The sequence below is a fragment of the Psychrobacillus sp. OK032 genome (assembly GCF_900111345.1).
Taxonomy (GTDB): domain Bacteria; phylum Bacillota; class Bacilli; order Bacillales_A; family Planococcaceae; genus Psychrobacillus.
The window spans coordinates 519,684-534,972 of sequence record NZ_FOGY01000002.1 but is presented as its reverse complement, the minus strand read 5'-3'; the positions used below and the strand labels follow the sequence as shown (position 1 = coordinate 534,972).

At 36.9% G+C, this 15,289-nt stretch carries 15 protein-coding genes and 2 other annotated features; all 15 genes read left to right on the top strand.

Translation table 11 applies throughout. The features are described from left to right. Positions 1–6 precede the first annotated feature (6 nt). Positions 7–879, top strand: a complete 873-nt coding sequence (mutM, locus tag BMZ04_RS06320; protein WP_093266872.1) for a bifunctional DNA-formamidopyrimidine glycosylase/DNA-(apurinic or apyrimidinic site) lyase — start codon at positions 7–9, stop codon at positions 877–879. A gap of 12 nt (positions 880–891) precedes the next feature. Further along, a complete protein-coding gene (gene coaE / locus BMZ04_RS06315) occupies positions 892–1,491 on the top strand; it encodes a dephospho-CoA kinase (protein ID WP_093266871.1) in 600 nt (199 codons plus the stop codon). 251 nt (positions 1,492–1,742) lie between these two features. Beyond that, positions 1,743–2,765 (top strand): glyceraldehyde-3-phosphate dehydrogenase, encoded by a 1,023-nt coding sequence (locus BMZ04_RS06310; RefSeq protein WP_093266870.1) that lies wholly within the window; start codon positions 1,743–1,745, stop codon positions 2,763–2,765. A gap of 732 nt (positions 2,766–3,497) precedes the next feature. Then, a complete protein-coding gene (gene speD / locus BMZ04_RS06305; RefSeq protein ID WP_093266869.1) occupies positions 3,498–3,881 on the top strand; it encodes an adenosylmethionine decarboxylase in 384 nt (127 codons plus the stop codon). A 346-nt stretch (positions 3,882–4,227) separates the two neighbouring features. Continuing rightward, positions 4,228–4,692, top strand: a complete 465-nt coding sequence (gene nrdR / locus BMZ04_RS06300; RefSeq protein WP_093266868.1) for a transcriptional regulator NrdR — start codon at positions 4,228–4,230, stop codon at positions 4,690–4,692. Between the two features lie 27 nt (positions 4,693–4,719). Further along, positions 4,720–6,075, top strand: coding sequence for a replication initiation and membrane attachment family protein (locus BMZ04_RS06295; protein ID WP_255367818.1), 1,356 nt, complete (start codon positions 4,720–4,722; stop codon positions 6,073–6,075). Between the two features lie 9 nt (positions 6,076–6,084). After that, entirely contained in the window at positions 6,085–7,026 is a 942-nt protein-coding gene (gene dnaI / locus BMZ04_RS06290; protein ID WP_093266867.1) for a primosomal protein DnaI, read from the top strand. Between the two features lie 229 nt (positions 7,027–7,255). Beyond that, on the top strand, positions 7,256–8,317 hold the full coding sequence (locus BMZ04_RS06285; RefSeq protein ID WP_369802634.1) for a Fe(3+) ABC transporter substrate-binding protein: 1,062 nt from the start codon (positions 7,256–7,258) through the stop codon (positions 8,315–8,317). A 71-nt stretch (positions 8,318–8,388) separates the two neighbouring features. Beyond that, the gene (locus BMZ04_RS06280) at positions 8,389–10,020 is read left to right on the top strand and encodes an ABC transporter permease (protein ID WP_093266863.1); all 1,632 of its coding nucleotides are present in this window, start codon (positions 8,389–8,391) and stop codon (positions 10,018–10,020) included. A 1-nt stretch (position 10,021) separates the two neighbouring features. Beyond that, positions 10,022–10,729 carry an ABC transporter ATP-binding protein gene (locus BMZ04_RS06275; RefSeq protein WP_093266861.1) on the top strand — a complete coding sequence of 236 codons (708 nt, stop codon included), beginning with the start codon at positions 10,022–10,024 and terminating at the stop codon, positions 10,727–10,729. A 70-nt stretch (positions 10,730–10,799) separates the two neighbouring features. Continuing rightward, positions 10,800–11,028 (top strand) — a binding site (T-box leader). Positions 11,029–11,083: 55 nt separating this feature from the next. Next, positions 11,084–13,009, top strand: a complete 1,926-nt coding sequence (gene thrS, locus BMZ04_RS06270; protein WP_093266859.1) for a threonine--tRNA ligase — start codon at positions 11,084–11,086, stop codon at positions 13,007–13,009. Positions 13,010–13,326: 317 nt separating this feature from the next. After that, positions 13,327–13,475, top strand: a sequence feature (ribosomal protein L20 leader region). 97 nt (positions 13,476–13,572) lie between these two features. Further along, a complete protein-coding gene (gene infC, locus BMZ04_RS06265) occupies positions 13,573–14,079 on the top strand; it encodes a translation initiation factor IF-3 (RefSeq protein ID WP_143128278.1) in 507 nt (168 codons plus the stop codon). A gap of 30 nt (positions 14,080–14,109) precedes the next feature. Then, positions 14,110–14,310 (top strand): 50S ribosomal protein L35, encoded by a 201-nt coding sequence (gene rpmI / locus BMZ04_RS06260; protein WP_053588661.1) that lies wholly within the window; start codon positions 14,110–14,112, stop codon positions 14,308–14,310. Positions 14,311–14,354: 44 nt separating this feature from the next. Then, on the top strand, positions 14,355–14,714 hold the full coding sequence (gene rplT / locus BMZ04_RS06255) for a 50S ribosomal protein L20 (protein ID WP_093266856.1): 360 nt from the start codon (positions 14,355–14,357) through the stop codon (positions 14,712–14,714). 58 nt (positions 14,715–14,772) lie between these two features. Beyond that, on the top strand, positions 14,773–15,057 hold the full coding sequence (locus BMZ04_RS06250; RefSeq protein ID WP_093266853.1) for a DUF1294 domain-containing protein: 285 nt from the start codon (positions 14,773–14,775) through the stop codon (positions 15,055–15,057). The last annotated feature ends 232 nt before the right edge of the window (positions 15,058–15,289 follow it).

The window sequence follows — 15,289 nt, the reverse complement described above, 5'->3', positions numbered from 1 at the left end:
TTGAATATGCCTGAATTACCGGAAGTAGAAGGGGTCGTTCGGTCATTGCGACCAATTGCGACGGGCAAAACAATTCAATCTGTAGATGTCTCTGAAACAATCATTACATCTAAAGCTAATGGCAAAGAAGCCATCATTAAAGGGGCAGATGTAGATGTTTTCAGGGAAGCACTACTTCAAATGACGATTGAAAGAATTGATAGACGTTCTAAATACATTTATTTTCATCTTATAAAAGATGGGGTTCCTCATTTACTCGTCTCACATTTAGGAATGTCTGGGGCTTGGTTTTACGTTCGAAACTTGCATGAGATTGGAGAAGAAAAATTTATACGGCATTCACATGTCATCTTTCATTTAGAGGAAGGTGACATGCTTGTATATGCTGATATTAGACGATTCGGAGAGCTTCGTTTATTAGAAAGCGAAGCAGATTATCCACCATTATTGTTAATGGCTCCAGAACCATTTGACCAGGAAGCTTTAGATCATTATTTGGCGATGAGTGTTTTACCAAAATATGAAAATAAAGCGATAAAGGAATTTATCATGGATGGACATGTCGTATCGGGTTGTGGAAATATTTATGCTACGGAAGCATTATTTCGATTAAGAATGCATCCAGCTCGAAAAGTGAAACGAATTAGTAAGGAAAGAAAAATACAATTATTTAATGAAATCGTCATTGTGCTTCTCGATAGTATTGAAAATGGAGGAAGTACGATTTCTGATTATCGTACTATTAACGGTGGAGCTGGAAATATGCAAAATAGATTGCAAATGTACAGTAAAAAGAATTGCCCTATTTGTGGTCGAAAAACGCTGCAAAAAACGATAGGTGGTAGAACCTCCACTTATTGTGGCTCATGTCAGAAATAATGGAGGATTGTTATGATCATAGGTTTAACTGGAAGTATTGCAAGTGGGAAAAGTACCGTTTCGAATATGCTAAAGGAATTGGGATACCCAATTGTGGATGCTGATCTTGTAGCCCGTGTAGTCGTTGAAAAAGGAACGGAAACACTGGAAATGATAAAGGAAGCATTTGGCCAAGAGGTAATTGCAGAAGATGGTTCCTTAAACCGCGGAAAACTAGGCGAAATTATTTTTTCTAGTCCTTCCAAACGAAAACGATTAAATGATATTATCCATCCGGCAATTCGTGTAGAAATGCTTCGTCAAAAAGGGGAGCTTCTAAAGAAAGATCGTCCAACAATTATTATGGATATCCCATTGTTATTTGAAAGTAAACTGCAATCGTATGTAGAGAAAATATTAGTTGTTACGGTTACAGAGGAAACGCAATTGGAACGTTTAATGGCTCGAAATAATTTTACACTAGAAGAAGCAAAAGCAAGAATCCAATCACAACTTCCATTATCTATTAAAGAAAAAGAAGCGGATGCGGTTATTTATAACAATGGGACATTGGAATCGACGGAACAACAATTGAAAAAAATATTAAGCGATTGGAACTTGTTGATCGCGTAGCATTAAAGACCGTAAACAACACCTCGAAGAACGAGCTGTTTACGGTCTTTTTATAAGAGGTGATTTGCGATCACTATATAAGTAATTGCTATGCATTATCTAGGCAAAAGACTTGTGGAACAAGGACAAAAAACCAGATAAAAATAAAAATATCTTTCTTTAAAATTGGGGCTACATGATTGATATAATGTGTTATACTAATCACAAGTTATAAAATATAAAGTATCACACAGTTACAGGAGGATTTTCACATGACAGCTTCAATTGCAATTAATGGTTTTGGACGTATTGGACGAATGGTGTTTCGCCAAGCGATCGTACAGGAAGAGTTAAACGTTGTGGCAATTAACGCAAGATACCCTTTAGAAACATTAGCACACCTAATCAAATACGACTCTACACATGGTACTTTTACAGGAGAAGTAAAAATAGAAGAAAATGCACTAGTTGTTAATGGGAAACGAGTTCAAATCGTAAATGATCGTGATCCAGCGAATTTGCCTTGGAAAGAGTTGAATGTCGACATCGTAATCGAGTCAACTGGGAAATTTAATGATGGTGTAAAAGCAGGTGCTCATTTAACAGCTGGAGCAAGAAAAGTAATTATCACTGCTCCCGCAAAAAATGAAGATGCAACTATTGTGATGGGTGTAAATGACGATAAATTAGATTTAGAAAATCATCATATTATCTCCAATGCAAGTTGCACGACAAATTGTTTAGCTCCAGTTGCAAAAGTATTAAATGATACGTTTGGTATTGAGAATGGTTTAATGACAACGGTTCACGCATATACAAATGATCAAAACAATCTTGATAATCCTCATAATGATTTGAGACGTGCACGTTCATGTGGTCAATCTATTATTCCGACATCTACAGGTGCGGCAAAAGCGCTTACATTGGTGTTACCAGAGCTAGAAGGGAAGATTCATGGTATGGCACTCCGTGTACCTACTCCGAATGTTTCTTTAGTTGATTTAGTCGTAGATGTACAAAGAGATGTTACTGTTGAAGAAATAAATGAAGCATTTATCCAAGCTTCTGAAGGATCTATGAAAGGAATTTTAGGTTTTACAACCGAGCCACTTGTTTCCATTGATTTTAATACTTCTACTGCTTCCTCTACTATAGATGGATTAACGACAATGGTCATTGGTGATCGAAAAGTAAAGGTACTTGCTTGGTATGACAACGAGTGGGGTTATTCTGCACGTGTAGTTGATTTGACGAAAAAAGTAGCGCATGGACTAAAACTAGTTTCCAGTTGTTAAAATTAAAACCTCTTTCTAAAATTTTTAGAAAGAGGTTTTTTTATGACTTAGGATCTTATAACTCCTATGGTATTTGGATGACTTTTACCATGAAAATATAGCAGTTATAATCATTTTATGGACATTATTTTATTACTCGAAATATACCAGAGCATATTCGCCATATAGTGATGCATTTGTGCAATATATAAAAGCTAATTAGAAAATGCCATCTCATGATAAGTGAAAGTTTTATTAAGAATAAGTTTGTAGTGTTCGAAGGATAGCTGGTCGCTTTCACAGTGGATTTTGTCTCGTTCAACTATTTATTGGATCTTATTTTAGGAAATGCTATTTAAGATTGGATTAAGGGCAACGACACTGATTAGCTAGCAAGCTTAGTGGATTGGAGCGGAAGGGCGGCGACTCCAGCGGGAATAGCATGAGCTGAAGACTCCGCAGGAGCAAAGCGACGAGGAGGCTGAAGCCATGCCCGCGGAAAGCGTCCGCCCTGTAGCGGAAATCCCAGCGGTAACTTCTTTACGACGCATTATCTCTATATTGCGAACTATCTTTTTTTGGTGGATAATTTTTTATTTGTTGCTTATTTGATTAATACATCATATAATGATAATCGTGTACTTCGCGTACATGGACTACTTAAAGGGTTAGGACCTCTTTGGACTAACTTTCCCCCGTGGTAGTCAACTTTGATTGCTTTAAAATAAAACTTATCAAAGGGGGAAACGGACATTGGAAACAATGGGACGTCACATTATTGCAGAACTATGGGAATGCGATTTCGACAAACTTAACGATATGCAATTTATCGAGCAAACATTTGTTGATGCTGCACTGAAGTCTGGTGCGGAAGTCAGAGAAGTTGCATTTCACAAATTTGCACCACAAGGTGTAAGTGGAGTCGTTATAATTTCCGAATCACATTTAACGATTCACAGCTTTCCAGAGCATGGTTATGCGAGCATTGATGTGTATACATGTGGTGATTTAGACCCGTCAATTGCAGCTAATTATATTGCAGATGCTCTTAATGCTGGAATACGCGAAACGATTGAAATGCCTCGTGGTATGGGTCCAGTTAATGCACCTAAGTCACGCATGACAGTTCAAGCGTAATAACTTAGCCTAGATGACTTAGCAGAGGAAGCGATTCCTCTGCTTTTTCGATTTTAACTTGCTTCAGCAGGGAATTTGAGCTCCCTGCTGAAGCAAGTTAAAACCTACGGCGGATGTCACAAATTATATAAAGCAATCGAGGAAGGCAGTCTAAGTTCACATAGCCCTTCTTTTTAGAAAGCTCGTCGTAAAAGAACTTTTACCGCAACGATTGCCATGACCTACAACCTGTAGGCCTTTAAATTGCCATTCGAAATTTGGACGTAATTACACCAAGTCGTAATTGATTAGCTAATACTGTTATAATAGATATACAAATGAATGTAAGGAATTAGGTGAGAGAAAAATGAGATGTCCAACTTGTCAATATAATGGTACAAAAGTTGTTGATTCTAGGCCTGTTGATGATAATAAGGCGATTAGAAGAAGAAGAGAGTGCGAAGATTGTGGATTTCGATTTACAACATTTGAAAAAGTAGAAGAAACCCCTTTAATCGTCGTGAAAAAAGATGGATCTAGAGAAGAATTTAGTCGTGAAAAAGTACTTCGGGGTCTGATACGTGCATGCGAGAAGAGACCAGTTGCGCTAGATCAACTAGAAGAAATCGTGTTTTCGATTGAAAAAGAATTACGAAGAGCAGGAAATTCCGAAGTGAAATCGGAGGAAGTTGGAGAAAAAGTAATGGACAAGCTTGCGGAAGTAGATGAAGTTGCTTATGTTCGCTTCGCTTCTGTCTATCGTCAATTTAAAGATATAACGGTTTTTATAGAGGAACTAAAAGAAATAATAAAAAAGAATCCAACATTATAAGCAGCAAGAGAGTAGGTGCAACTGTCGATGTTATATAAGGAGCTTCAGCCAGCAGACATGTATATGATTCGCTTGCCATATTCTTTTTCGGATTATGATCGCCAATTATTAACATTATTTTATCAACCATTAGTTGGAGCAGAAAGCATTAGCCTGTACTTAACGCTATGGGCAGATGGAGAAGCGAAAAATAACGAGCAATTGCCTCATTATCAACTAATGAATGTATTAGGTGTTTCCATCGGTAAAGTTTTTCAAGCGAGAATTGCGTTAGAAGCAATTGGACTGCTTCGTACTTGGCAAAAATCGGAGAATGATGGCCGTGTCTTTTATTATGAGTTAGCTGCCCCGCTTGATGCAGAGTCCTTCTTAAAAGATCCATTATTATCGATGTTTCTGTTAAGCAAAATTGGGGAAAATGCATATAAACAATTACGCAGTCGATTTATCCAACCTGCAAACTGGCATGATGGATTTACGGATGTTTCTCGAACTTTTATGGACGTATTTAAACCATCTTCGAAAACAGGGAATGCTATATCTTATGAAGAGAATTTTCAATCTAAAAAAAGAATGGCTTCTCTGCCTTTTTACTTCGATCAATTTGATTTTGCTTTATTACAGGAAGGGCTTTCGGAACAACTTGTACCAAAATCTGCGATGACGATAGAAGCAAAAGAAGTGATCGCAAAACTAGCTTTTTTATACAACTTACATCCGGTGGAGATGCAAAAAGTAGTCATACTTGCATTAGATGATGAACTACATCTCTCCGAAGCAAGATTAAAAAAAGCATGCGCTGATTACTATAAGCTAACTGTTTCTAAAACTGCCCCAGTTATGGAGAAAATCGGGCAATCGGTTAAACGAGTACCTGAAAAGAGCCAGCCCTTATCGAAAGAAGAAGAACTTATCCATTATTTAGAAACCACGGCTCCAGCAACTGTATTAAAAGATATTGCAAACGGCAAAGAACCAATTTTAGCGGATGTACAATTAGCGAATCATTTTGTGACCCATTTTAAAATGCCAATAGGTGTTGTTAATGTACTATTGCAATATGTATTGCTTCGAACGGATATGAAACTGACGAAAAATTATGCTGAAAAAATTGCTTCCCATTGGATTCGAAAAGATGTGAAAACAGCAAAACAGGCAATGGAGCTTGCGAGAAGCGAACATGAACAATATATAAAATGGAAAAGTGAAGGGTCTAAGCAGAAATCTTATACGAAAAAACCAGTGCGCGAAGAAAAAGTGCCGGATTGGTTTTATAAGAAAGATGGGGAAACGAAACAATCCGGAGAAACAACTAATGGTATTCAAAATATAGATGAAGAAAGACAAAAGCTATTAGCGGATTTGAATGCATTGAAGAGGTAGGTGGAAATAATGGAGCGTATAAATGAAACGTTAAAAAGAATGGTTCAAACGCCAGAATTCTCAAGTAGACTAGATGAAATGAAAAGAGAAGTGTTAGAAGATCCAGGTGTGCAAAAATTTTTAGAAGAAAATGCGGGAGATATATCAAAACGAATCGTAGATCGTGGATTAAGTAAGTTATACGAATATAAGTCTCAGTCCCATGATTGTGGTTCTTGTGATTCCTTAGAACTTTGCATGAATGTTATGAAAGGCTATGAGCCAAAATTAGTTTTAGAGCGTGGTCTAATTGGTTTAGAATATGTTCGTTGTCAACGAGGAATTATAGTAGATGAACGTAGAAAAGTGACTTCCATGATTGATAGCATTCATATGCCAAAAGAAGTCATGGAGGCACGTCTTGGCGATGTTGATGTGAATGATGGTAGTAGGGTGGTTGCTGTTCGTGCTGCTGTTGACTTTTTGGAGGAATGGGGTAGAACAAATACATTGCCCAAAAAGGGTCTCTATATTTATGGTAAATTTGGTGTCGGGAAATCATATTTACTAGGGGCGCTTGCGAATGAATTAGCGAGTAGACATATTCATTCTGTTGTTGTGTATGTACCGGAATTTTTGCGAGAAATGAAACAAGCAATTCAAGATCAATCGCTCTCTGAAAAAATAGAGTTCGTCAAAAAAGCTCCCGTTTTAATGCTAGATGATCTTGGTGCTGAAGTAATGTCTAGCTGGACGAGAGATGAGATAATAGGAACAATCTTACATTACCGAATGTCGGAACAGCTCCCTACTTTTATAACGTCTAACTTCAATTATTCTGAGTTAGAGCATCATCTGTCCTTTACGCAGCGCGGAGAAAAAGAAGTAGTGAAAGCGGGACGAATTATGGAGCGAATTCGTGCGCTTACCACTCCAATTTCACTACAGGGTAAGAATTGGAGAGATTCATAATATTTCTTTCAGAGCAAAAATGATAGGAACTATTGGTGAACGAGGATATTTCTTCGTTCTTTTTTTTTTTATTCTGACTGATAATTCAAACTTTATAATGGATAATAATTTCTATTGCTTTCTAATTATTATCCATTATAATTATAATTGAAATTGATAATCGTTATCAACTTAAATATCAATCATTATTAAGGAGAGAAAAGAATTGAGAAAAATAATTAGTTTATTGATGATGAGCTTACTGCTTATCCTTGCGGCTTGTGGAAATGAGACAAGTGAACCTGCAAAGACAAATAGTACTACCAAAAAAGAGGAAACAGTTACAGAAAGTACAGAGAGTAAAGAAGTCAATTTATATACAAGTCGCCACTATGATGTGGATGATGAGTTATACGCTAACTTTGAAAAAGAAACTGGTATCAAAGTAAATGTAATTAAAGGCGAAGCGGACGAGTTACTAGAGCGTATTAAACGTGAAGGGGATGCTACACAAGCAGATCTTCTTTATACAGCGGATGTTGGACGTCTATCTCGTGCAAAAGAAGAGGGAGTTCTACAATCTGGTTCAAGTGAGCTATTAGATAAACAAATTCCAAAGAAATTTCAAGATAATGACCAAATGTGGTATGGTTTAACGAAACGTGCCCGTGTTATTATATATAATAAAGACAAAGTAAAACCTGAAGAATTATCAACATACGAAGCATTAACGGAAGATAAATGGAAAGGCCGTGTGCTTATTCGTTCGTCGGAAAACGTATACAACCAATCTTTACTTGCTTCTTTCATTGACATTAATGGGGAAGAAAAAGCAAAAGAATGGGCAGAAGGAATTGTTGCTAATTTAGCTCGTAACCCTGAAGGGGGAGATCGCGATCAAGCAAAAGCAATTGCTGCTGGAATCGGTGATGTTGCTATAATGAATACTTACTATTACGGTCAAATGTTAAATTCAGAAGATCCAGAAGAAGTAAAAGTTGCGGAAGGACTAAGTGTTTTCTTCCCGAACCAAGAAACTACAGGAACACATGTTAACATTAGTGGAGCAGGAATTGTAAAGCATTCAAAAAATAAAGACAACGCTATTAAACTACTAGAGTTTTTGTCTGCCCCAGAAGCACAAGGAACATTTGCAACTGCAAACTTTGAGTATCCTGTAAACCCTGATGTTGAGCCTTCAGATCTTCTAAAGTCTTGGGGTAATTTTAAAGAACAAGATATTCAACTTTCTGTTTTAGGTGACAATAATACTAAATCTATTATGATTTTCAATGAGGTTGGTTGGAAATAATGAAGGGTACTCCCTTGCTGATAAATTCGGCAAGGGGTTTCTTGCTATTATAAACTGAGGTGTTTTCTTCAATGAAGAGGCTTATGATAAATGTAAATAGTTGGACTATTTCAGCGTCTTGCATAATTATTTTGTTGTTTTTACCCAATATTACAATTTTGAAGGGGATATTTGTTCCTTCTAATGAAAATTGGGAGCATTTGAAAAAATTTGTCTTACAAAATTACATACAAACATCTGTAATATTAGTAGTTTTTACAGCTATTTTTAGTATCGTAATAGGATTAAGCCTTGCTTGGCTTATTGCACAATATCAATTTCCTTTAAGAAACTTTTTTAAATGGGCGTTAATTTTGCCTTTAGCCATCCCCCCATTTATTGGAGCATATACATATCACGGAATTGTAAACTATACTGGAGTAATTCAAAAGACATTACGCAATGAATTTAATATTACGGTTAATCCTTCTTTTTTTGACATTATGAATATTCCGGGTGCTATATTTATTTATACGTTGTTTTTGTATCCCTATGTTTACACGATTACCCGCATTTTTTTATCCAATCAATCTGCTTCATTGATCGAAAGCGCTAAAATTCTTGGAAAAGGACCTTGGCAAATTTTCTTTCAAATAGTAATCCCAATCTCACGAGTTGCAATCATTGGAGGATCAAGTTTAGTTATACTTGAAGTTTTGAATGATTACGGTGTAGTTAAATATTTTGGTATTCAAACATTTAGTACAGCAATATTCCAAACATGGTTTGGATTTGGTGACATTGAAACGTCCATTAAACTTGCTGCTTCGTTGATGGGATTTGTTATATTAATTTTAGTTTTTGAAAAGTTATTTCGAGGAAAAAAGCAATTCAGTTTTGCCTCGACTAAAGTAAAGCCGTTACCATTAATTAGGTTGGTAGGGTTGAAAGCCTTATTTGCAACTTCCTATGTTTTAATCATCTTTTGTTTCGCTTTTCTAATACCAGTCGCTCAGTTAGTGAGTTGGTTTATATTAACTTTTGGAAAAATTCCTATGGATGAATTTTTTCAGCATATAAAAAATTCGGTTTTTGTAGCTGGAGTTAGTGCGGCAATTATTATATTTTGTGCACTTATTATCGGAAACTTCAGTCGTATAGTCAAAGGGAGGTATGTAAAAATACTGCCTAAGATTACCGTGCTAGGTTATTCCATTCCTGGAGCAGTTATTGCCGTTGCAGTCGTTACTACGTTTATTACCTTAGATCGCTTTCTCACTCCTCTTTATGCAGTTATGGGGATAGATTCAAAGCTTGTACTAAGTGTGAGCATTGTCATGTTAATTACTGCTTATATCATCCGATTTTTTGCTATTGGTTATAACGCAATAGAATCTGGCTATGATAAAATTGGTACAGATTTTAGTCACGCATCTCGCATACTTGGGGCTGGCTTAATGAGAACTTTTGTCAAAGTAGACCTACCAATGATGAAAGGTGCCATAATAAGTGGGTTTATCCTTGTGTTTATTGATATTATGAAAGAAATTCCGTTAACATTAATATTACGTCCATTTAACTTTGATACACTTGCAACAAAAGCTTTTCAGTATGCAAGTGATGAAAGAATTATGGAAGCTTCTCAAGCTTCTCTGTTCATTATTACGATAAGCGCAATTGCAATTTTTGTATTTCATTATTTACTTGAAAAGGGGCCGAAATAAGATGTTTATAGCAATTGAAAATGTATGCTTTTCTTATTCTAACTCAAAAGAAAATGCAATTGACGAGTTCAGTATGACAATTGAAAAAGGTGAAGTCATTTCTATTTTAGGAAGAAGTGGTAGTGGTAAAAGCTCGATTTTACGTATTCTTGCCGGGTTAGAATTGCCAACTAAAGGTACATTTACGATTGGTGACAATGTATTATTTAGTTCAAATATTTTTGTTCACCCGGAGAAGCGTGGGATTGGTTTAGTTTTTCAAGATTATGCTCTTTTTCCTCATATGACAGTGACTGAGAATATTAGGTTTGGTTTATTTAGATTAAGTAAAAAGGAAAAAGAAAAAAGAATAAAGGAAGTTTTAGAATTAGTAGAACTAACAGGCTTTGAAAAAAGGTACCCGTATCAATTGAGTGGCGGTCAGCAGCAACGGGTTGCTCTTGCACGAGCACTTGCGCCAAAGCCAAACCTTCTGCTTTTAGACGAACCATTTTCTAATTTGGATGCTGAATTACAGTATAAAATTCGAAAAGATTTACGAGATATATTAAAAAAAGCTAATATTACATCTATTTTTGTGACACATGATGAAAATGATGCCCATGCTTTAGCGGATCGTATTGTTAAAATTGATAAAGGGAAAATTGTGAAAGTTGGTAGACCTTGTGATATGTTGGGTATGCCAATCAAACAAGAAGTGATGCAGTAAAAAAGCTCGATAAGTAATATTCACTTGCAATTTTTTTTACATACCAGTATACTTTCTTCTATAAGAATATTTTGATGCATTGAAGAGGACAACAATCAGTTTGTACGACTTTTTAGAGAGAGAAGCCTTGGCTGGAAGCTTCTTAAGTACCGGCAATCGATTTACCACCTCGGAGCAGTAGCTGTGAATTTATTTAGCAGTTACCGGTCACCGGCCCGTTAGCCGATGCAGAGCTTCGTCTACTTTTGTTTTAGTAGACAGAAGAAGGGTGGAACCACGATTTGAACCTCGTCCCTTTTTAGGGATGAGGTTTTTTTGCGTTTTCCAAAAGATATTTTACGAGGAGTGTTCAACATGGCAGAAGTTATTAAGTTAAAATTTCCAGACGGAGCGGAAAAGGAATTTCCTATTTCGACAACTACAGAAGAAATTGCGCAATCTATTAGTCCTGGATTACGTAAAAAAGCATTAGCAGGTAAACTTAGTGGGCAACTAATCGACTTGAAAACACCTATTACAACAGATGGAGAAATAGCAATTATTACGCCAGAATCTGAAGAAGCATTAGAAGTACTTCGTCACAGTTCAGCTCACTTACTTGCACAAGCGGTTAAGCGTTTGTTTAAAGATGTAAAACTTGGAATCGGTCCTGTTATCGAAAACGGTTTTTATTATGATATTGATTCACCAGAACCGATCACGGCTGAAGACTTTCCATTAATCGAAAAAGAAATGAAAAAAATTATTAACGAGAATATTGAAATTGTAAGACATGATGTATCTCGCGCGGAAGCTTTCAATAAGTTTAAGGAAGATGAATACAAAGTAGAGCTTCTTGAAGCAATTCCAGAAGGCGAACAAGTATCTATTTATGAGCAAGGAGAATTTTTCGACCTTTGCCGTGGAGTACATGTACCATCTACAGGAAAACTAAAAGAGTTTAAATTATTAAGCATTGCAGGTGCATATTGGCGCGGCAATAGCGACAATAAAATGCTTCAACGTATTTACGGAACTGCATTCTTCAAAAAAGAAGAGCTTAAGCATCATCTAGATATGCTAGAAGAAGCAAAAGAGCGTGATCATCGTAAAATTGGGAAAGAGCTAGCACTGTTTACGAATTCTCAAAAAGTAGGTCAAGGTTTACCACTATGGTTACCAAACGGCGCAACTATCCGTCGCGTGATCGAGCGTTATATCGTTGATAAAGAACTAAAACTTGGCTATAAGCATGTATATACTCCGGTGCTAGGATCTAAAGACCTTTATGAAACTTCCGGTCACTGGGATCACTATCAAGATTCAATGTTCCCACCAATGGAAATGGACAACGAGACATTAGTACTGCGCCCGATGAACTGTCCACACCATATGATGATTTTCAAAAACGGTATGCATTCTTATCGTAACCTTCCATTGCGTATTGCTGAACTAGGTACGATGCATCGTTATGAAATGTCCGGAGCACTTTCCGGCTTACAACGCGTTCGCGGGATGACATTGAATGATGCGCATCTTTTCGTACGTCCAGACCAAATTAAAGCAGAATTCCAAAAAGTTGTAGAGCTTATCATTTCTGTTTATAAAGACTTTGACTTAAAAGATTACACATTCCGTCTATCTTACCGTGATCCACAAGATACAGAGAAATATTTCGATGACGATGCAATGTGGGAAAAAGCACAAGCGATGTTAAAAGAAGCTATGGATGAGCTTGGCTTAGATTACTTCGAAGCAGAAGGAGAAGCAGCGTTCTACGGACCGAAATTAGACGTTCAAGTAAAAACGGCAATTGGTAAGGAAGAAACTTTATCAACTGTTCAATTGGACTTCTTATTACCAGAGCGTTTTGACTTAACGTATGTTGGAGAAGATGGTAAACCGCATCGTCCAGTAGTTATTCACCGCGGAGTAGTTTCAACAATGGAACGTTTCGTAGCATTCTTAATCGAAGAATATAAAGGCGCTTTCCCAACGTGGTTAGCTCCAGTTCAAGTAGAAATCATTCCAGTATCCAATGAAGTGCATTATGATTATGCAAAACAAATCGAAGAGCAATTAGTAGCGGCAGGTTTCCGAGTAGAAATGGATGACCGTGAAGAAAAACTTGGATATAAAATTCGCGAAGCACAAATGCAAAAAATTCCATACATGCTCGTTTTAGGAGATAAAGAATTAGAAGCAGGTAATGTAAACGTACGTAAATATGGAGAACAGCAATCAGAAAGTATTCCATTTGAAGCGTTTTTAGCTCGAGTTCAGGAAGAAACAAAACATTAATCAGAAAAGCGCAAGCGCCTATGTCTGCCCTGACAGGCAAATGGGGATGTGGTAGGTCTGCAAAGTGCGCCACATCATGTGGCAAAGCAGACATGACCCGCATCGTGCGGGCCCAGGAGGTAGCTCTCCAGCCACTACAGCTTTTTCACATTTGACTCCGAGGGGCAACGATCTTCTGCGACGAGCTTTGCGCGTGAGCAATGTGCTGGAGCTAGACAATTACTGAGTAGAAAGTTTTTATTTTCTTAAATAATAAATTCTGTTGACATGTACTAATTTACATGATATAGTTATTTAGGTTATTGAATACAAGTTTGTGGTATAAGAAGAGGCTGCCCGCTTCTCACCTGTTTGACACTTTATGTTGTTGACTGGTAAGCACACGATCGACTGTAATATGTAGGCATCTACATGTTCTTATATCGGCGGGCAGACATACATCTTATGTCTGCTCGTTTTTTTATTTGATCGAAAACGGCGTAAGTAATTCGTTTCTACGGAATTTATGCCCCAAACCATGTATTCGCGACACTATTTGGAGGTGGATTGTTATTAGCAAAGACATGTATGTGAACGATGGCATTCGAGCACGCGAACTACGAGTTATTGATCAAAATGGCGATCAGTTAGGATTGAAAACACGTAACGAAGCACTTGAAATCGCAGGTCGTGTAAATTTGGATCTTGTCCTTGTGGCTCCTCAAGCCAAGCCGCCAGTCGCTCGTATCATGGACTATGGTAAATTCAAATTTGAGCAGCAAAAAAAGGATCGTGAAGTCCGTAAAAATCAAAAAATCATCGTGATGAAAGAGGTTCGTTTGAGCCCAAGTATAGATGAACATGATTTCCAAACGAAACTTAAAAACGCGATCAAGTTCCTTGAAAAAGGAGATAAAGTGAAAGCATCTATTCGTTTTAAAGGTCGTGCCATTACTCATAAAGAAATTGGTCAACGCGTCTTAGATAGATTTGCAGAAGCTTGTACGGAAGTATCTACGGTTGAATCAAAACCGAAAATGGATGGCCGTAGTATGTTCTTAGTGCTAGCACCAAAGAACGAAAAACAGTAATAGAGTACAATTGTTTAGGAGGAATTCGACATGCCGAAAATGAAAACTCACCGTGGAGCTGCAAAGCGTTTCAAAAAAACGGGTACAGGAAAATTAAAACATGACCGTGCTTTTGGGAGCCACTTATTCGCTAACAAATCTACTAAAGCTAAACGTAAACTACGTAAAACTAAAGTAGCTTCTTCAGGCGATTACAAACGTATCAAAACTTTACTAACTTACATGAAGTAATAAGAAATTTAATCATTCGAAAGAATAGCAGGAGGTAATGAATCATGCCACGCGTAAAAAGCACACCAGTAACAAAAAAGCGTCGTAAAAAAGTATTAAAATTAGCTAAAGGTTATTACGGTTCAAAACATACATTATATAAAGTAGCAAACCAACAGGTTATGAAATCTCTAATGTATGCATACCGTGACCGTCGTAACAAAAAACGTGAATTCCGTAAATTATGGATCACACGTATCAATGCGGCAGCACGTCTAAACGGTCTTTCTTACAGCCGTTTAATGCACGGATTAAAATTAGCTGAAATCGAAGTTAACCGTAAAATGTTAGCTGATCTAGCTGTGACAGATGCTCAAGCATTTACACAACTTGCAGATGTAGCAAAAAAAGCAATCGCTAAATAATAAAAGATAAAAAAGCTGATAGAGATTCTATCAGCTTTTTTTGTACAAGGAGTATGAAATGACGGAAATCATTCTAATAGTTGTTTTAGTTATGTCTATTGTTTCCTTTATAGTAATGGGTTATGATAAATCTCAAGCAAAAAAGCATAAACAAAGAGTTTCAGAGCGTACTTTATGGACGCTTGCAATTTTTGGTGGGGGCATTGGTGCCTATATAGGTATGCAGTTATTCCGACACAAAACAAAGCATACGAATTTTCGAGTTGGCTTTTTTATGTTGCTTATTTTGTATGTGTTTTTACTATTTTGGTTAGTAACAGCGAACAACCCTATTATTACATAGAGTTGTTCGCTATTTTTAAAGATTAAGAAAGTATATAATTTTCCGTTCCATAAATCCAGTGTTACAGATATCTTGGAGAAAAAGATGGAATACTACTGTTGATTTCCGCGGGGTGAGCGATGAGCCATCACCGCCGCTTGCGCGTTCGTTGTGATGTCTCACCTTTCTCACCAGAGGAACGAAGGCTAAGTATGCCACATCAAAAGGAAGGCAATCTAAAATCGACGCGTCC